Annotated in this window: 21 protein-coding genes; 13 read left to right on the top strand and 8 right to left on the bottom strand. The window is 59.1% G+C overall.

All coding sequences use genetic code 11. The features are described 5' to 3' along the window. Window positions 1-2: 2 nt before the first annotated feature. The 6 genes from trpC to rpe all read right to left on the bottom strand — a co-directional run bounded on the left by trpC (window position 3) and on the right by rpe (window position 5,764). Window positions 3-788, bottom strand: a complete 786-nt coding sequence (gene trpC / locus QCE88_RS14795) for an indole-3-glycerol phosphate synthase TrpC (RefSeq protein ID WP_309903056.1) — start codon at window positions 786-788, stop codon at window positions 3-5. An 11-nt stretch (window positions 789-799) separates the two neighbouring features. Further along, window positions 800-1,834: an anthranilate phosphoribosyltransferase gene (gene trpD, locus QCE88_RS14790; RefSeq protein WP_309833463.1), complete on the bottom strand. Its 1,035-nt coding sequence runs from the start codon at window positions 1,832-1,834 to the stop codon at window positions 800-802. A gap of 14 nt (window positions 1,835-1,848) precedes the next feature. Beyond that, the gene (locus QCE88_RS14785) at window positions 1,849-2,436 is read right to left on the bottom strand and encodes an aminodeoxychorismate/anthranilate synthase component II (RefSeq protein WP_309833461.1); all 588 of its coding nucleotides are present in this window, start codon (window positions 2,434-2,436) and stop codon (window positions 1,849-1,851) included. Between the two features lie 12 nt (window positions 2,437-2,448). Beyond that, window positions 2,449-3,945: an anthranilate synthase component I gene (gene trpE / locus QCE88_RS14780; RefSeq protein WP_309903054.1), complete on the bottom strand. Its 1,497-nt coding sequence runs from the start codon at window positions 3,943-3,945 to the stop codon at window positions 2,449-2,451. Between the two features lie 392 nt (window positions 3,946-4,337). Further along, window positions 4,338-5,078, bottom strand: coding sequence for a phosphoglycolate phosphatase (locus QCE88_RS14775; protein WP_309903052.1), 741 nt, complete (start codon window positions 5,076-5,078; stop codon window positions 4,338-4,340). Then, complete coding sequence (gene rpe, locus QCE88_RS14770) at window positions 5,075-5,764, bottom strand: ribulose-phosphate 3-epimerase (protein ID WP_309903050.1); 690 nt, start codon at window positions 5,762-5,764, stop codon at window positions 5,075-5,077. The genes QCE88_RS14775 and rpe overlap by 4 nt, the downstream gene beginning before the upstream one ends. Window positions 5,765-6,031: 267 nt before the next feature. Here rpe and apaG point away from each other — a divergent pair, with 267 nt between their 5' ends. After that, complete coding sequence (gene apaG, locus QCE88_RS14765) at window positions 6,032-6,406, top strand: Co2+/Mg2+ efflux protein ApaG (RefSeq protein WP_309903048.1); 375 nt, start codon at window positions 6,032-6,034, stop codon at window positions 6,404-6,406. A 40-nt stretch (window positions 6,407-6,446) separates the two neighbouring features. Here the strand turns inward: apaG and QCE88_RS14760 are convergent, their stop codons facing one another. After that, entirely contained in the window at window positions 6,447-6,596 is a 150-nt protein-coding gene (locus QCE88_RS14760; protein WP_309903046.1) for a hypothetical protein, read from the bottom strand. Between the two features lie 197 nt (window positions 6,597-6,793). Here QCE88_RS14760 and QCE88_RS14755 point away from each other — a divergent pair, with 197 nt between their 5' ends. The 12 genes from QCE88_RS14755 (at window position 6,794) to QCE88_RS42050 (ending at window position 17,170) form a co-directional block, all read left to right on the top strand. Beyond that, entirely contained in the window at window positions 6,794-7,990 is a 1,197-nt protein-coding gene (locus QCE88_RS14755; protein WP_309903044.1) for a phage integrase central domain-containing protein, read from the top strand. Window positions 7,991-8,516: 526 nt separating this feature from the next. Next, window positions 8,517-8,804 carry a helix-turn-helix domain-containing protein gene (locus QCE88_RS14750; protein ID WP_309903043.1) on the top strand — a complete coding sequence of 96 codons (288 nt, stop codon included), beginning with the start codon at window positions 8,517-8,519 and terminating at the stop codon, window positions 8,802-8,804. Then, window positions 8,801-9,010 carry an AlpA family phage regulatory protein gene (locus tag QCE88_RS14745; protein WP_309903042.1) on the top strand — a complete coding sequence of 70 codons (210 nt, stop codon included), beginning with the start codon at window positions 8,801-8,803 and terminating at the stop codon, window positions 9,008-9,010. Before QCE88_RS14750 ends, QCE88_RS14745 begins: the two co-directional genes overlap by 4 nt. After that, window positions 9,007-9,690: a hypothetical protein gene (locus tag QCE88_RS14740; RefSeq protein WP_309903041.1), complete on the top strand. Its 684-nt coding sequence runs from the start codon at window positions 9,007-9,009 to the stop codon at window positions 9,688-9,690. Before QCE88_RS14745 ends, QCE88_RS14740 begins: the two co-directional genes overlap by 4 nt. An 11-nt stretch (window positions 9,691-9,701) precedes the next feature. Further along, complete coding sequence (locus QCE88_RS14735) at window positions 9,702-9,938, top strand: hypothetical protein (RefSeq protein ID WP_309903040.1); 237 nt, start codon at window positions 9,702-9,704, stop codon at window positions 9,936-9,938. Window positions 9,939-9,948: 10 nt separating this feature from the next. Next, a complete protein-coding gene (locus tag QCE88_RS14730) occupies window positions 9,949-10,098 on the top strand; it encodes a hypothetical protein (protein ID WP_309903038.1) in 150 nt (49 codons plus the stop codon). 152 nt (window positions 10,099-10,250) lie between these two features. Beyond that, entirely contained in the window at window positions 10,251-10,448 is a 198-nt protein-coding gene (locus QCE88_RS42055; RefSeq protein WP_409018095.1) for a helix-turn-helix transcriptional regulator, read from the top strand. Window positions 10,449-11,107: 659 nt separating this feature from the next. Next, complete coding sequence (locus QCE88_RS14725) at window positions 11,108-13,561, top strand: AAA family ATPase (RefSeq protein ID WP_309903036.1); 2,454 nt, start codon at window positions 11,108-11,110, stop codon at window positions 13,559-13,561. A 624-nt stretch (window positions 13,562-14,185) separates the two neighbouring features. Beyond that, window positions 14,186-14,623, top strand: coding sequence for a hypothetical protein (locus QCE88_RS14720; protein WP_309903034.1), 438 nt, complete (start codon window positions 14,186-14,188; stop codon window positions 14,621-14,623). 148 nt (window positions 14,624-14,771) lie between these two features. Beyond that, window positions 14,772-15,650 (top strand): hypothetical protein, encoded by an 879-nt coding sequence (locus QCE88_RS14715; protein WP_309903032.1) that lies wholly within the window; start codon window positions 14,772-14,774, stop codon window positions 15,648-15,650. A gap of 278 nt (window positions 15,651-15,928) precedes the next feature. Then, a complete protein-coding gene (locus QCE88_RS14710) occupies window positions 15,929-16,804 on the top strand; it encodes a hypothetical protein (protein ID WP_309903030.1) in 876 nt (291 codons plus the stop codon). A 3-nt stretch (window positions 16,805-16,807) separates the two neighbouring features. After that, entirely contained in the window at window positions 16,808-17,170 is a 363-nt protein-coding gene (locus tag QCE88_RS42050) for an STAS-like domain-containing protein (RefSeq protein ID WP_409018094.1), read from the top strand. A gap of 164 nt (window positions 17,171-17,334) precedes the next feature. Here QCE88_RS42050 and QCE88_RS14705 read toward each other — a convergent pair whose 3' ends face one another. Then, the gene (locus tag QCE88_RS14705) at window positions 17,335-17,919 is read right to left on the bottom strand and encodes a recombinase family protein (protein WP_309903028.1); all 585 of its coding nucleotides are present in this window, start codon (window positions 17,917-17,919) and stop codon (window positions 17,335-17,337) included. Between the last annotated feature and the right edge of the window lie 112 nt (window positions 17,920-18,031).

The raw sequence follows: 18,031 nt of genomic DNA, 5'->3' as shown, positions 1-18,031 counted from the left end.
AGTCAGACAAACATGCGCGCGAGTTCCGCGCCAGGATCGTCGGCGCGCATGAACGCTTCGCCGACCAGGAAGGTATGCACGCGCATCGCGCGCAGCCGCTCGACATCGACACGCGACAGAATGCCCGACTCCGTCACGACAATGCGATCCTCCGGCACCATCTCCAGCATGCCGATGGTCGTCTCGATGCTCGTTTCGAAGGTGCGCAGATTGCGGTTGTTGATGCCGATGAGCGGCGTCTTCAGCGTGAGTGCGTCGCGCAGTTCGTCGGCGTCGTGCACTTCGACCAGCACGGCGAGACCGAGCGAATGCGCGTAGGCCTCGAGGTCCTGCATGTGCGAAAGCTCGAGCGCGGCAGCGATCAGCAGGATGCAGTCCGCGCCCATCGCGCGCGCTTCCATGATCTGATACGGGTCCACGATGAAGTCCTTGCGCAGCACCGGCAAGCTGCACGCGGCGCGCGCTTCCTGCAGATAGGCGACGCTTCCCTTGAAGAACTGCACGTCGGTGAGCACGGAGAGGCACGCGGCGCCGCCTTGCTCGTAGGAACGCGCAATCTCGGCGGGCACGAAATGCTCGCGCAGCACGCCTTTCGACGGACTCGCCTTCTTCACTTCGGCGATGACCGCTGCCTGATTGGCCGCATGCTTCGCGCGCAATGCGCCGACGAAGTCGCGCAGATCGCGCGACGTGGCTTCGAGCCGCAGCGCTTCCAGCGGCGCGCTAAGTTCCGCCGCGCGCACTTCCTCGCGCTTGACCGCGATGATGCGGTCCAGGATGTCACTCATGTTGGCTTCCTTTACTTCTTCGCAAACTGCTGCGTGAACTTGACGAGCGTGTCGATCTTCTCGCGCGCCGCGCCGCTCTCGATGGCCTCGCGCGCGGCGGCCATGCCGGCTTCGATCGACTCGACGACATCGGCGGCATACAGCGCCGTGCCCGCGTTCAACGTGACGATCTCGCGCGCGACGCCGGCCTTGTTGTTGAGAGCGCCGAGCAGCATGGCCTTCGATTCCTGCGCGTCCTGCACCTTCAGCGAGCGGTTCGACACCATCTGCAGGCCGAAGTCCTCGGGATGAATCTCGTACTCGGTCACTTCGCCGTTCTTCAGCTCGCCAACGCGCGTGGCGGCGCCGAGCGAGACTTCGTCCATGCCGTCCTTGCCGTACACGACGAGCACGTGCTTCGCGCCCAGGCGCTGCATCACGCGCACCTGGATGCCGACGAGGTCTTCATGGAACACGCCCTGGAGCTGGTTCGGCGCGCCGGCCGGATTGGTCAGCGGACCGAGGATGTTGAAGATGGTGCGCACGCCGAGTTCTCGGCGCACCGGCGCGATGTTCTTCATCGCCGGATGATGGTTGGGCGCGAACATGAAGCCCATGCCAGTCTCGGCAATCGATGCCGCCACCTGTTCCGGCGACAGGTCGATGTTCACGCCCAGCGCCTCGAGCACGTCGGCGCTGCCGGACTTGCTCGACACGCCGCGGTTGCCGTGCTTCGCCACCTTCGCGCCCGCGGCCGCGGCGACGAACATCGACGCGGTGGAAATGTTGAACGTGTGCGAACCGTCGCCGCCGGTGCCGACGATGTCGACGAAATTCGAGTTGTCCTCGACCTCGACGTGATTCGCGAACTCGCGCATCACGGTGGCGGCCGCGGCAATCTCACCGATGGTTTCCTTCTTCACGCGCAAGCCGGTGATGATGGCGGCGGACATGACGGGCGACATCTCGCCGCGCATGATCTGGCGCATCAGATGCAGCATTTCGTCGTGAAAAATTTCGCGGTGCTCGATCGTGCGCTGCAGCGCTTCCTGTGCAGTGATGGTCATGTTCTCGAGCCCGTTCAAGCGCGTTGGCCGGACGTGGCCGTGTGCTTCACAAAATTTTCGAGCAGCGCGTGGCCGTGTTCCGACAGAATCGATTCCGGATGGAACTGCACGCCTTCCACTTCGAGTTCACGGTGGCGCACGCCCATGATCTCGCCGTCCGGCGTCCACGCGGACACTTCCAGACAGTCGGGCAGGGATTCGCGTTCAATCGCCAGCGAGTGATAGCGCGTCACGTTGAAGTGTTTGGGCAAGTCGGCGAACACGCCTTTACAGTCTGTCTCGATCTGACTCACCTTGCCGTGCATGATGGTCTGCGCGCGCACGACGCGTCCGCCAAATGCTTCGCCGATCGCCTGATGGCCGAGGCAGACGCCGAGAATGGGCAGCTTGCCGGAGAATTCGCGCAGCACGTCGAGCGTGATGCCCGCATGTTGCGGATTGCTCGGTCCTGGCGAGAGGCAAATGCGCTCGGGCGCGAGCTTCGCGATTTCATCGAGCGTGATCTCGTCGTTGCGGAAGGTGCGCACGTCCTCGCCGAGCTCGCCGAAGTACTGGACCAGGTTGTACGTGAAGGAGTCGTAGTTGTCGATCATCAGCAGCATGGTCTTGTCTCCTCAGAAGTCGCTGTCGAGGCCGTCTTGCACCTGCTCGGCGGCACGCAACACGGCGCGCGCCTTGTTCTCCGTCTCTTGCCATTCGGATTCGGGCACCGAATCGGCGACGACGCCCGCCGCCGCCTGCACATACAGGTTGCCCTTGTGGATGACGCCGGTACGGATCGCGATAGCCAGATCCATTTCGCCGCTGAACGACAGATAACCGACCGCGCCGCCATACAGCCCGCGCTTGACGGGTTCGAGCTCGTCGATCAGTTGCATCGCGCGGACCTTCGGGGCGCCGGACAGCGTGCCGGCGGGGAAGGTGGCGCGCAGCACGTCGAAGTTGTTCATGCCGTGCTTCAGCTTGCCTTCGACCGAACTCACGATGTGCTGCACGTGCGAGTACTTTTCGATGACCAGCTTGTCCGTCACCGTGACTGACCCCGTCTGCGCAATCCGGCCGACGTCGTTGCGCGCGAGGTCGATCAGCATCACGTGCTCGGCGACTTCCTTGGGATCGTTCAGCAGTTCGGTGGCGAGTTCGGCGTCGCGCTCGGGCGTGTTGCCGCGCGGACGTGTTCCGGCGAGCGGGCGGATGGTGACGATGTGATCGTCGGCGCGCTTTTCCTGGCGCACCAGGATTTCCGGCGACGCGCCCACCACATGCACTTCGCCGCCGAAGTTGTAGTAGTACATGTACGGCGACGGATTCAGCGAGCGCAGCGCGCGGTACAGCGACAGCGGATTGTCGCGGAACGGCTTGATCAGGCGCTGGCCGACCTGCACCTGCATCAGTTCGCCCGCCGCGATGTACTCCTTCGCGCGCCGCACGGCGTTCAGGTAATCGTCCTTTTTGAACTCGCGGAAGGTTTCGGTGCGCACGCTGGCCGACGTCACCGGCGGCTGCACCGTCGCGCGCAGCCGCGACCGCAGTTCGCGCAGGCGCTGCTTCGCGCGGGCATAGGCTTCGGGGCGGGTCGGGTCGGCGTAGACGATCAGGTAGAGCTTGCCCGCGAGATTGTCGATGACCGCGACTTCCTCGGTCAGCAGCAACTGGATGTCGGGGAGATTGAGATCGTCGGGGGGCGCGGTGTCGGCAAGCTTCTTTTCGATATAGCGCACCGCGTCATAACCGAAATAGCCGGCCAGGCCGCCGCAGAAGCGCGGCAGGCCCGGACGGGTCGCAACCTTGAAACGCTTCTGATAAGTCTCGATGAACGCCAGCGGATCGCCTTCATCCGTCTCGACGACCTTGCCGTCGGTGAGCACGTGCGACTTGCCGTTCTGCACGGTGAGGATGGTGCGCGCCGGCAGGCCGATGAACGAGTAGCGCCCGAAGCGCTCGCCGCCCACGACGGATTCCAGCAGGAACGAGTTCGCGCCATTGCGCTCGGGCTGCGCGAGTTTGAGATAAAGAGAGAGCGGTGTTTCGAGGTCGGCGAGGGCTTCGGCGATCAACGGAATGCGGTTGTAGCCTTCGTTCGCCAGCGATTGGAATTCGAGTTCGGTCATGTTGCGATCCTTTGCGTGCCGGGCGGGGTTCGGGAGGCGCGGCATCGGGGAAAAGCGGGCGCTGCGGGCGGTCGTTTCCCGTGATCATCGCATACGGCGACCTTGCCGCTTCGACGAGGCGAAGCGGCTCCGGGCGAATCATTCACGCGGGACGCGCGAAGGAAGTTCGGCTCGATGCGCGGTGGGCGCAAGATGCACGTAAAACGGTTCGACAGAAACGGCGCGGAAGTGCGCAGCGAAACAAAAAACGGATGCTGAAGCGGATGCGGCAGGGAGCGACATGGCTTCAGCAGACCTCGGGCGAGGTTAGCGCGACCAGCGACGCCAGGGCCAGGCTCCCCGGTCGATGCTGCTCAGACTCCGTTTTCTGTTGAGAAACATGATTGATGGACTTATTCAGTCAGGGTGGTGTCCGGCGGCGCCAAGGTGGCGGCTATCGCCAGTGCTGCCGTGCGCAGCGAGGTGACTATACCATCGGACTTCACCGATTGCACAGGCTTGCCATGATTGTAACCGTACGGAACGGTCAAGGTTGCGAGGCCCGCCGCACGGCCCGCGAGAGCGTCATTCTCGGAGTCGCCGACCGCCACGGTTTCACGCGTTAGCACGTCGAGACGTTCGCAGGCGGTGATCATCGGCAGGGGATCGGGCTTCTTTGCGGGAAGCGAGTCGCCGCCAAGAATCACCCTGAAGTAATCCGCGATGCCGAAGTGCGCGAGCAGTTCCACCGCGAAGCGATGCGGCTTGTTGGTCACGCAGGCCAGCGCGATGCCGAGTTCGCGCATGGCTTCGAGCCCTTCGCGCACTTCTGGAAACAGCGTCGAATGCTTGCCGTTGACCTTCGCGTATTCGCTTTGATAGATGGCGAGGGCGTCGTCGAACTGGGCAACCGCCTGCGAGTGCGGCAACCGCGCCGCGAGCACGCTGCGAATCAGATTCTCCGAACCCTTGCCGACGTAGTCCGTGACTTCCGCGCGCGTGACGGGCTGTTCCACTGCGATGCGCGCGAGCATCGCGTTCAGTGCGGCGACGAAGTCGTCCGCGGTGTCGACCATGGTGCCGTCGAGATCGATGATGGCTGCCCGGATGGGCCGATTCACGAAGGGCGTCTGCGCTGCCGCATTCTCGCTCATGCCTGTGCTCCTGCCTTGGCGAGTTCGGCGCGCATGGCGTCGATCACTTGCTTGTAGTCGTGCTTGCCGAAGATGGCCGAGCCCGCGACGAACGTGTCCGCGCCGGCCGCGGCAATTTCCGCGATGTTGTCGATCTTCACGCCGCCGTCGATCTCCAGATGGATCGTGCGGCCCGTGCGGTCGCGATAGGCGTCGATGCGCTTGCGGGCTTCACGCAGCTTGACGAGTGCCTCGGGAATGAACGACTGGCCGCCGAAGCCCGGATTGACCGACATGATGAGCACGAGATCGAGCTTGTCCATCACGTAGTCGAGATAGTGGAGCGGCGTGGCCGGATTGAACACGAGACCGGCCTTGCAGCCGTGATCGCGGATCAGCGAGAGCGTCCGGTCGATGTGAACCGACCCTTCCGGATGGAAGCTGATGACGTTGGCGCCGGCCTTGGCGAAATCGGGCACGATGCGGTCGACGGGCTCGACCATCAGATGCACGTCGATGGGCACGTCGACGTGCGGGCGGATGGCCTCGCACACCATCGGTCCGATGGTCAGGTTCGGGACGAAGTGGTTATCCATGACGTCGAAGTGAATCCAGTCGGCGCCGGCGGCGACGACGTTGCGGACTTCCTCGCCGAGGCGGGAGAAATCCGCCGACAAGATGCTGGGAGCGATATGGAATGGCGCCATGGACGTATAGAGAGAAGTAGCGACTTGGAAGCGTGATTTTAACTCGCGTTGTTCAAACGAGTCCTTCGTCCGAACGGCCTAGGAGGAATCCACGGAATGCACGGATATGGCGTCGCGGCGCCGTTCGTGTTGCGGGCAGCCCGCGCATGAAGCAGAATGCCAGACCAATGGCGGCGCGGCGGCGCGCCGTTTCCCGGATTTGGTCGCGGCGCAGCGGCCGGTCGCCTGGTCGATGCATTCATTCATTGACCTGTAACTGGAACCACGATGGCTCAGTACGAATTCAGCGTATCCGTGGAGACGCGGTATCTGCCGGAGCAGTCGGACCCCGACAGCCGGCAGTACGCTTTTGCCTACACGCTGACGATTCGCAATACCGGCGACGTCGCGGCGCAGTTGATCTCGCGGCACTGGATCATCACCGACAGCAACGATCACGTCCAGGAAGTGAAGGGGCTCGGCGTGGTCGGACACCAGCCGTTGCTGCCTCCGGGCGAACAGTTCGAATACACGAGCTGGGCGGTGATCGCGACGCCGGTGGGCACGATGCGCGGTGAATATTTCTGCGTGGCGGAAGACGGTGAGCGCTTCGAGGCGCCGGTCGCGGAATTTGCGCTGCACATGCCGCGCACGCTTCATTGAGCGTCGCCAGCGGCAATTTTTCCCGGCGTGCAGGCCGGTTTCAGCGGCGCTTCGCCGGGTCGTTGGTGCGGTTCTGGTGCTTCTTCTTGCCTGACGCCGTCCATACGACGATGAAGATCAGCAAGCCAAGCGCCACGAGCGACTCGAGCGCGAAGATAAGCATTGGGTATTCGTCGAACAGATCAGACATGGTGGTTCCCATCAAGAATCAACAAACAATTGTAACGCGCTACCAATCGCTGTAATAAGCATCTGAATTATAACGAAAATTTGTCGTTTGTGTTGTATTGCGCTGTAAGGGGATGGCAGGGGGTAGAGGATCTTTTCGGGGATTTTGGGGTATTTCTCTTGCTATAATTTCGCATCCCCTACGTTCCGAATCTGCCTATGCCTCGCATCGTCAAGCCCTTGACTGACGCCCAACTGAAGAACGCCAAGGCGCGGGAAAAGCCCTACAAGCTGTCTGACGGCGGCGGGCTTTATATTGCTGTCACGCCTGAAGGCTCCAAACTCTGGCGCCTGAAGTATCGGTTCAACGGCATGGAGCGCACAACTGCGCTGGGCGCGTACCCGACAGTGACTCTGATTCAGGCACGGGATAAGCGAAACGAAGCCCGCGGGCTGCTCTCTGATGGCAAAGACCCGCTCACGGAGAAGCGCGCTGCCCAAGCGAAGGAAGGCGGGCGGGATTCGTTCAAGGCGATTGCAGAAGAGTGGATCGAGAAGCAATCGAACGGTTGGTCGAAAAAGTACGCGCAGACTGTAAAGAACCGGCTGAAGGGTGATGCGTATTCCAAGATCGGACATTTACCCGCGGGCGCAATTCGTTCTGCCGATGTGCTGGACTTGATCGCAGCAATCGAGAAGCGGAAGGCTTTCGCGCTGGCGATCAAAATTCATCAGCTCGTCTCCAAAGTGCTCCAGTACGCCGTCATTACCGGACGGGCGGAGCGGAACATCGCAGCAGATGTGCGCGGAGCATTGACGCCTGTTCAGACCGAGCATTTAGCCGCTGTGACGGCTGAAGATGATCTGAAGGACTTGCTTGCCCGAATCGATGCGTACGGCGGAAGTCCGTGGACGCGATACGCGCTGAATCTGCTCGCTCATACGTTTCTTCGGCCTAGCGCGATGCTCGGCGCCCGTTGGGGCGAAGTGGACACAGATGCGCGGGTCTGGAGCGTACCGGCTACGCGCATGAAGATGCGTCGCGATCACATCGTTCCGTTGACTGATGCAACGGTTGCGATCTTCGAAGCGTTGCGAACGATTCGCGGGAAGAGTGAATTCGTGTTCCCGAATCACCGGACAGATAACATGCCGATGGGCGCGAGCGCGTTGCATAACGCCATGCGCAATATATGCGACGGCAAGACTGCACACACGCCGCACGGCTTTCGCTCCACTGCTTCGACGCTACTGCATGAGAAGGGCTACAACAGCGACGTTATCGAGGCGCAACTAGCCCATAAGCGTCCGGGGGTTCGCGGGATCTACCACCGCGGAGAATATCTTGCGGAACGTCGCGAAATGATGGCGTTCTGGAGTAACTATCTGGTCGAGTTGGTTAAGGCGAATCCTTGACCGTGGCGGAGACGGGTATAGCAGGAACCCGCTCCACTACCACGGCAGTCAGCGCAAAGCGCAGTGGCCCCCAGAGGCGGGCATTCTCTTTCGTCATGATCCAGCAGGCAGTTGACATCACCATAAGGGTGAATGCCTTTCTTAACTTCCCCATGATTAGCGGTCCTTAGTTCTTGTATATGACTGATTTTAAAGGGTTTCCCCTCTATGCATGTTGCATAAACGCGATTTTCTATTCGCAAACAGTAGTCGAAAAAAATGCTGTAACGAGTCGTAGCGGCTTGTATTCCGCTGGAACAGGTCTTACTATTCATCTCAGGCGCACATCTCTCTATCGGTGCGCAGGCGGCTGAGGCGTCTTAATAAATCCTCAGGGTGCGATAGACGACCCGGCGATTCATACCCGCTGGAAGCTATCGGGAACACCAAGTTGGAACCCTGAAGGGGGTTAGGTATGGCGACAAGTCGCCGGCCTAACTCCCTTTTCGCCTTTCTGGGCTGGCGACTCCTCTTCAGGGGTTGCTTGATGCTTCTCGACTTCAATAACGGCGCACCGATTGGTGTGCCTCCCATCTCAACCGATGGGCTTCTCGATACCACGAATGCCGCCGCCCGCCTGGGCGTGACCGGCCAGACGCTCAATGACTGGCGCATCACGGGCTATCAGAACATCCCCTTCACCATCGTTGATGTTCCGATCAACGGGACGATCAGCAAGCAGATTCGCTATCGCCGGGAAGACTTAGAAAACTGGCTTGCCAATCGGCCGGCGCGCGTTATCGGCGCTCCCGACCTTCCGGGAGAGTCGGCATGAGTTTCTATATGGTACGGCGCAAGCAACTGGCGGAAATGCTCAGCGTGAGCCTTTCGACAATCGACAAGTGGCAAGCCAAAGGCCTGATTGCGAGCCCAATCAAAATTGGGCCGAACAGCGTCGCTTGGCGGTCGGAATACATCGAAGCGTTCATTGCGCAGCGTGAAGCCCAGGCGAGAGACTTCAGCGGGGAATCGCAATCATGAAATGCGCCCTCGCTGCTTTGGCTTTATCGCTTCCTGTTCTTGCCCACGCGGTTTCCTTTGAAGCGGGGGTTTCCAGCACGAACTACGGCACCCAAGGAGACGGCACGTGGTATCAGCAGGGCCTGCCGCACGTTCTCAACCTGCATACCTACGGGTTCTCTGCCGGCGTGACGGGAACACTGTATTCCCGCGGATCGTATGGCATGGACTGGCACGTCGATTACGTAAATCTTGGCCATGTGTCTTCAAGCTGCGATTGCACGCCGATTGACGCGAACTACAGCGTTCCCCGTCAGGCGTTGATCAAGCAACCGGGCTATAACGCCCCGCTGGCTACGTTCGTGGGCAATGGCAATGCGCAAGGCATCGCGCTCACGCTGGAGCCGTGGATTATGTATGGCGGCACGCGGTTCGGAATCGAAGCCGGGCTGTTCCCGTATCGGCCATCGTGGGACGTGAGCGTCTACAACTGGCAGGTAACTGAAGGCGCGGCCCCGCGTACGCTGGCTGTCTCCACGCCTCACGGTTTGCAATTGGGGCAGGTAGTGGGCGTCAGTATTGGCCGCGGTAATGCGACTCTGAGCCTCAAGCATTACTTCCTCCCGACCAAGTTCGACGAAACGCATACGCCGGCGTTGTGGAAAGGCGCCAATGTCGTCGAATTCAAATACCGCTTCTAGGAGAAACGGAAATGAACCACTCCCCTGAATACGTCCAAGCGGTAATCGCTGACTTGGACGCCAGAATAGAAGCCGCTTGGGAAGTCGTTGAATGGCTCCAAGCGCGTAACGGATGGACCCCGGTGGGAGAAGTGAATCAGCGGTTGGAAGACGATCTAGACCGCGCAAGGAAAGTTTGGATGGCCCTTGTAATGACCCGCACGGCTTGGGCGGGCTATCAATTCGACGAAACCGAAACTCTGAACTAAGGAAAACATCATGAAAGCGCTCGTTCTCACAATCGCAACGATGTTCCTCGCCGTGCTTCTGTCCATCGGCCTTTCGGTAGTTTGGAACTGGCTGTTCCCGCGTCCGCTCGATCTGTCGTCGATTCTGGACGGCGAAGCCGAAGACAGCGGCGCCGTTTGACGCCCTGACTGGAGAACGGAAATGAATTTGACTTAGATATATGAATATCGCGGTGCTTCCAATGACTTCGATTTAGGCGACGGCCTAGCCCACTAGTCCGCTCCCGCGAGTTACTATATACGGTACTCACAGAGCTAACAGGACGCAGCATTATGGAAACCACTAACCTTGATCTTCTCCGGCCCCGCCAAGTAGCGGAGATTCTCGGAATCACCGAGGGCGCGCTTTGGTCTTGGATCGCACAAGGATATTTTCCGAAGCCCATTAAGCTGGCGCCGCGTGTCGCGGTTTATCGGCCGGCGACCGTTGAGGCCTTCATCGCTCAGCGGGAAGCGGGAAGCGCAGTTTAGACTAGCGAGATTGGTAGGGAGCAGGGAGAAAGAGCCGGGGAAGCCTGGCTTTTTCTTTTTCAAAGTCCGCAACAACATTGGCCGGGTTGCCTGGGCGTAGCGTGCATTATCGAATCACCATTGCGGAGTGCGCAGATAATCTATAGCAACTGCTATAGATTACGGCTATCGATTTGACAAATCTATTTTATGAGTCGTATACTCGGTACATTGAATCTCAATGTACCTAATGAAGGAGCTGAATATGTCTACAGCTGTGATGCTAGACGAGTTCATTCGGGTCAAGGACGTTTCTAAGATGTTCAACGTCAACCCGATCACTATCAAGCGTTGGCGTGCTAATGGCAATCTGCCGCCCGCGGTGAAGCTTGGACCGAAATGTGTTGGGTGGCCTAGGAATGTCTTGGAGACGTTTCTAGCGGGTCGCGTTGAGACTTTTGAGACGGAGACTGAAGAGAAGCCGTGATGCGGGCTATCGCATCGGAAGTCGATCGGATCGATGCGTAGATCAAAAACAAAAACCCTGCGCAAGGGCAGGGTCTTAAGGTAGTCCAGGCGTGTTTCCCGAATCTTTGCGGGAGGAAGGAAACACTGGCGGATCAAGGGGTTGCAACACTTATCAACGCCTTATCCACAACTTATGCACAGGAACCATTCTAATGGATATGCATCAGAACGGCAAACAGCTCAACGGTTATCACTATAGCAACAGCGATAAGACTGAGCAAGGAAAAACTAACGACGCTGATCTGCGTGTTGCCACGGCGCATGACGATATAACGCTCTTGCGAGATGCTCGTAAGGGTACGGGATCGGGCAGTCAACCCGCGCTGCTGACGAAGGTATGGAAGGACGATGGCACGATTGGCGAGTATGACAAGGCCACTTCTTATGTTCCTGAAGTGCGCCGCGTGAGCAGTATCCGTGAACTCTCGGCGCTGCTGGACGAACTCGAAAATGAACGCCGTGCGTGCGTAATCCGTGGCGGGTTTGAGGGGTTCGCCGCCGTGGAGCTGGCGCGCGCCTCGAAAGACGACGAAAGCCCGTCTGAGGGACGCACGTGGAGGCGCAAAACGCTGTTCAAGGATCGCCCGTCGCACGCCATCATGGTGGACGTTGACGCGTTCCGCGACGAATCGTTTTCACTCGTCGAAGATATGCCGCACGTGGCGCCGGAAACGTGGATCCTGCATTTCATCGAAACCCGCCTGCCGGAGCAGTTCCACGGCGTCAATTTCCACTGGCAGCTTTCCGCCTCAGCAGGCTTCGTGGGATTCGCAGATGAGAAGAAAGAAGAGACGAAGGACAACAGCGACACGCTGAAGGCGCACGTATGGTTCTGGCTCTCCGAAGCGAAGACAAGCGCCGAAATGCGCCCGTGGGCGACTGCCACGGATGGCGTGGACGAGTCTGTGTTCGATCCTATCCAGGTCCACTACACAGCGGCCCCGATCATTCGTGAGCGCAATCCGGTCGCCGTGCGCAGCGGCTTCTACACGGACGGCGACCGGGATACGGTGGATGTGTCGTTCCTTGAGGGCTTCGCGGCGGAGTCTCCCTCCGCGGCTTCGGATCGCGATTTCGACTTTGACCCTGAGGAAGATAAGTACGCACGCGTAGACGAAGACGGTCTGGACGCGCTTACCCGCTGGGAGACGGAGATCGTTGCGAAGACTCCCTGGCTTATGAAGGCGTGGCACGAGGGCGTGTTCCAGGGCGCGCATGACCCGTCGCGCGCACACATTGCGATGGCGAAAATCATTCGTCTCAAAGGCATCTCATTCGACAACTATGCCAACACGCTTATGCCTAACTGGCCGGCCGCGGGCAAGTCTTACGCCGCTCAGCCGCATCGTCAATCGCAGCGCGCATGGAACAAGGCCAAGCGCCCGGCTGAAGCGCCGGCAGATGAGGGCTTCGATACCGTTGAAGAGGGTGAGCGAAGCGGACCCTCGCCGCACCAGTGGGCGAATCAGCGTGACCGCCGTTCGAAGTACCTAGACCCGTTGGTTGAAGGATTTATCCCGGACGCGGCTGTCGGCGTTATCTACGGTCAGCCCACTACCGGCAAGTCAGGTGTTGCCCTCGATATGACGCACAGCATTGCGCGCGGTACACCTTGGCACGGCCGGGAAGTCGAACAGCGGGACGTGTTCTATGTCGTGGCGGAAGGCGCGTCCGACTTCAACAACCGTGCAGACGCTTATCGACAGTTCCACGGCTTGGGAGACACGCACATTCCTTTCTACACCGTCGAAGCCGGGGTGACGGTCAACACGGAAGAAGGGTTGCGCAAATTCATCGGGGACTTGCTGGAGTTCAAGGAGTCCACGGGGCCCAAGAACCGCCCCTGCTTCATCGTGCTCGATACGCTTGCGCAAGTCACGGACGGCATCAACGAGAACGAGAACGGCGAAATCTCCGCGGTGGCCCGCAACTGCAACACTATTGCGCGTGTGATGAATGCGAACGTGCTCATCGTCGCCCACTCCCCCAAAGGCGAGGCTCACGAAGACAAGGGTATCCGAGGCGCGAGCTCGCTCACAGGTGCGGCGGATTACACCATCGTGGCGCTGCGCGACAAAGACGATAAGCACCTGCGTACCGTGCGCGTGGTGAAGATCAAGGGCGGTCAGGAGGGTATCGAATTCAAGTACCGCTTCACCGTCCTGCCAGTGGGCGAAACGCCCAAGGGCAAGCCCGTCACGTCCATCGTTGTTGCGCCGGTAGAGAAAGACCCGCACGCACGCCCGGCGCGCATAGAACCGGTCCGAAGCATGGGCGAGATGGTAATGGACCGCTACAAGGCCATCGTCCGCGCCGTGCATGCCCGCAACACTGTGGACACTGATCTGGAACCCTTCACGAAAGCGACCCTGGCCCGTGCGCTCTACAAACAATGCGCGGAGTTCGATGGCGTGGTCTCCCGTGCCGTGACCAATGCTATCGAAGACGCGCTGTCGGACGGGTATCTCGGAACTGTCGAAATGCGCAAGCGCGGCAAGCCGATCGATACCCTGAATTTCACCGCGGACGGGTTGAAGCTGATCGACGAGACGGAGGCTTTTGGCGCCGAAACCTTGCCCGAAGTGTTGGATTTTCCGGGAAATTGAGTAGAAAAGCGCTTGTAGCAAAAGGAAAACAGGGAAAGTGGAGAAACAACATTTTCACCCCGCTCTCCACCCCCTTGTTTCCCCAAAACCCTTGCTGGGATTGCGTTTGCGGAGAGGCAGATTTTGAACTGTCCGGTACAAAGTTTTTTTGAACAAGTTGGTTAATCGCTTTGTTTCTCCAAAACCCTTACCCAGCAAGGGTTTTGGGGCGAAAGGCAAAGTGGAGAAACAAAAGTAGCCAAAATCTTGTTTTTCCACTTTGTTTCCCCAAACCTCTTACCCAGCAAGGAGTTTGGGGAAACAGGTTTGGAAAAACAAACTCTCCTATCTACTACGTAGAAAGACGCTTTCCAGCGCGTCTTCTACGTGTAGAGAGAGCAAGACTCAGGGGCGCAAGGCGACCCCCTGAAATGCTTGGAGCAAAAGGTGAAAAGTAGCATTTGGTAAGAAGCACTGGACGAAGCGCCGGGTAGAAATAGGAGCAGCGCAGGCGTGTCGGCAACAGGTGGCGGTATCGAGTTCGCGGGGTAGAAAGCGTAGGACGGATATGGGAAGTACAGCAGCAGGTATCGATCAACCAGGGCCTCGGAGAGGCCGCAGTTACGAAATTGGGGCGAAGGGATCATGGCTAAGCTGAAGGCGGGAAAGGACGCGGCGTTCCGCGCCGAGATCGAATTGTTCTACATGGCGATGAAAGCAAAGGCGCTGTTGAAAGCCATCGCCTGGGCGAACGACTCGCCCGGAGACTTGGCGGTAGCCATCGGCATGGAGCGCCCCGCCGGATATAACTGGGTGAAGAGGGGCTATATTCCGGTGCGCGCCGCATTGCTTCTAGAGCGCGTTGCGGGATTTCCGTTGGAAGCACGCGATATGAGGCCGGATGCCGATCTAGCAGCCTACAAAGCCCGCCGGTGCCCGCACTGCGACCGCAACATTTATCCGCCGAGTATGCGGTCTGGGTGTCCGTCTCCGCATAACTACGGGCGCCACGTCCCTCGAACGGTGAAGCCCAGCACTCGCGTGGCCTCACCTAAGAACGGTGAGAGAAAAGCGACCCCATAGTTTCACCTGTATGTATATACAGGATTCCAATAATTCCGCGCCCGGAACAGCCTTTCATCTTGCGCCAGTCTTGTTACAGCAAGCAAGCCCGTCAAGCCTAGGAGCCTAGGCAGATCCGCGACTTAAGTTTCTTGGCCGGCGCTCCGTTATGCCCTTCACGACCAAAACAATCAATCGAAGGTGCTTAATGAAGCCCGTTCATCTGTTTGCTGGAGTCACCATTGCGTCTGCTTTGGCCCTGTCTTCAACTGCAAGCGCGCAGTGCGATGTGCCAACCGCATTTACCGCGGCATACGGCGCGTCAAACGCTCGCGTAACGATTGACTTGAAGCGGGTCATGGCGGCGTCCGCGAAGCTTGCCGCTCTGAGCAGCAAAGCCAAGGGCGGAGGACCGATAGGGGACTACCTGACGCCCGTCGAACGACAGCGATTTGACGCGCTGGCCGACGACCTAACGCTTTGGCGACTTCGATATGCGGTGGAGAGCACCCGGCAGCGCCACATCGAATTGCTTCAGCGAATGGACTTGTTAGCCGGGCGGAACTGGCTGAAGTCGGAAATCATAACCGAGAAAACAGACGCCGATTTCGCGATTCAGGGCGTGCTTTTGCTTATTCAGAATAACTACAAAGAGGCCACTGTAGCCGCCCCGGGGGCCGGTCCTGGCGCTTGCTCAATCGGAGATGGACTTGCGTACGCGCAGGAATTCATGCAGACCCTTTCCTCAGGCAACGGTGCTCATGCTGTCCCGGACAACGTTGCTTCCTACCTTGTTGCTGTCGAACTCATCAAGAAGATGAACACTGTTTCCGAGACGCTCTATCGTCTGGATATGGCGGATGCGGTTCCGGCCTCGAAGGGCAGTGCCGATATTGCTTCGGTCATGGGCAGTTCAGCCAGCACCGCGATTGCGTCCGGGCGGGTTGATCGCGAGACAGCGGAAATGATGAAAGCGTGGCGCTGGCTGGACGACCAATATCCATCGGACGCCGTTCGCCAGTCTGGCGTGCTAGACGCTCACCGATGACTTTGGCTAAGGCTTCGCGCGCCACATCCGCTCCACGCGAGGCATTGACCAAACGGTCAATAATTGATATTTTCAAAGCAGCAGCGCAGAAAGCGCTGCTGAATCTCTGTTCCGGCGCATGTCGTTGCGAACAAGGCTATTCGCGTAGAAGCGACTAGCGTTACCAAGAACCGGGAATACGGCAGATGACGGATGGGTTGGTGGCGTTTCTTCACGGTGCACGCGGGGGAGTAGTGAAAGAGATCCCGCGGGGTCACTACTCACCGGGGTACTGGACAATGCTGGCGGCTACGGGGCGACACGCCGGGATCCGCTTCGAGGATCTTCGCTTCGATTACGATCAGAACCAGGGTTACGCGCAAGCGCTTCGACTGCCCACGGCGTTGGGCGCAGTTGACGAGTACCCGTACGATCGGAGAAATGAGGGTCGAAACTACAGTGGACTGGTCCTATTAAAGAGCGCCGAGACCACTGATCAGGCCAGTGAAAGGGTCAACGATTGCATTCGCCATATTTTTGCGGCGAAGGGCTTGGACCAGTTCGTGCATGATCTCGCTGAGGTTGTGGGCGATTTGCATGACAACGTCTGGTCGCACGGCAAGAGCACTGGTTTCTCGATGGCGCAGACATGGCGTAACACGAAGCGGCAAGACAGCAACTGGTTTGAGTTTTCCTTGGCTGATTGCGGCATGGGTTTCCTTCGAGAAACCCAGCGCGCCGGAATCGCGGGCATCGGGTCGGACGCTGAAGCCATCAGTTGGTGTATTCAGAAAGGGAATACGTCTAAGAAGACCAAGGTCGTTGACGATATGATGCAATCGCTTCCTCCGGATATGATGGGGAACCCCATGGGCGGATTTGCCGCGATCAAGGAGAGCGACAACCATCACATGGGTCTCGGCTTGGCGAAGCTGATGTCGCTTGTTGAGAAGTATCGTGGTCGGCTTTGGTTGGCATCGGGCGGTAGCTTGCTGTACAAGCCCCCGGTAGTGCCGCATGTCATTCGGGCGGCACCAAGTCACTGCCAGGGTGTGGCCCTAGCCGTCCGCTTCGATACACGAGTAATTAGAGAAATTCTTGTGCAGGAAGCAACGGGTTCCGCACAGACTACAGACGAAACTACGGCGAACCTGATTACATTACTTGAGGGGTGAGTTATGAACTGCGCCTTAACTCCTGAACATACCGATTTGTCGTCTCGCCGTCTGGCAACGGAACTGCGCGCCAATGTGCTAGCGGAGCTTCGCCGGAGCGGATGTGTCTCGATCGACCTTAGCCGCGTACAGAGCATCTCGGAGTCGTATGCCGACGAGCTTTTCGGGATGCTCGCCGTTGGTTTGGGAATCGCAGGCTTTGTTCAGCAAGTGAAGATCCTACATGCCGATAAGCACGTTCTTCGCGTCATCGCTCATGCCCTGAAGGAACGCTTGGAAAAGGAGCGAGGTAGCGCGGCACGAGCGCAGATCCAGGCTCTGGTAGCTGCTAAGCACGCGCAAAGGCTCCAGCATCGACACTGTTGAACCGAAAGTGTGACGAAACGGCCCTCAGGGCCGTTTTTGTTTGGTCGAAGATCGTTCTGTTTGACGGGCGGGATCGCGCATAGAAAAAGCCCGCTGTTGCCAGCGGGCCAAGAAAGTGGCGCACCGAGCGCCCAGGTGCTTCGCGCGCTGCGGCGCCAATCGATTTACGCTGCCGCCTTCGCGATCTTCAGTCGATGCAGCGTCGTGCGCGACACGCCGAGGTCTTCAGCGACCTTCACCATCGATTCTCCCGCGTCGAGACGGGCAAGCGCCTCTTCTGCCTCCGCCTCGGACAGCGCAGCGGGCCGGCCAAGCGCTTTGCCTTCGGCCTTCGCGCGCCCGAGGCCGGCGTTCGTGCGCTCGATCAGCAGACCCCGTTCAAACTCCGCTACCGCGCTCAGAATGGTCATGGTCAACTTGCCAGTCGGACTAGTCAGATCCGCGCCGCCAAGCTGAAGACAGTGGACGCGAATACCCGCGTCTTGGAGCCGTTCTACCGTGGCGCGTACATCCATCGCGTTACGGCCCAGGCGGTCCAGCTTCGTGACGATCAGAACGTCATCTTCTTCCATGCGTTCCAAAAGCTTCGCGAACCCCGGGCGCATGGCTGCGACGGTCGAGCCGCTGATGCTCTCCTCGATGATGCGCTTCGGATCGAGGGAGAAGCCCGCGTTCTGAATCTCCAGAACTTGATTGGCGGTTGTTTGCTCAGTCGTGCTCACGCGGCAGTATGCGAAGGTGCGGGACATGTTGTTCTCTCCGTTGCAGGGCTGTGTTTCAAAAACCATGAACGAATCTTATCACGTTGCAAAACTAATGCAACCTAGTTTTTGGAACATTCATTAGATACCCCGCGACGTG

This window comes from Caballeronia sp. LZ035 (assembly GCF_031451175.1).
GTDB lineage: Bacteria > Pseudomonadota > Gammaproteobacteria > Burkholderiales > Burkholderiaceae > Caballeronia.
Note: the sequence above shows the minus strand (reverse complement) of the source record. Positions and strands in the feature narration are given on the sequence as shown.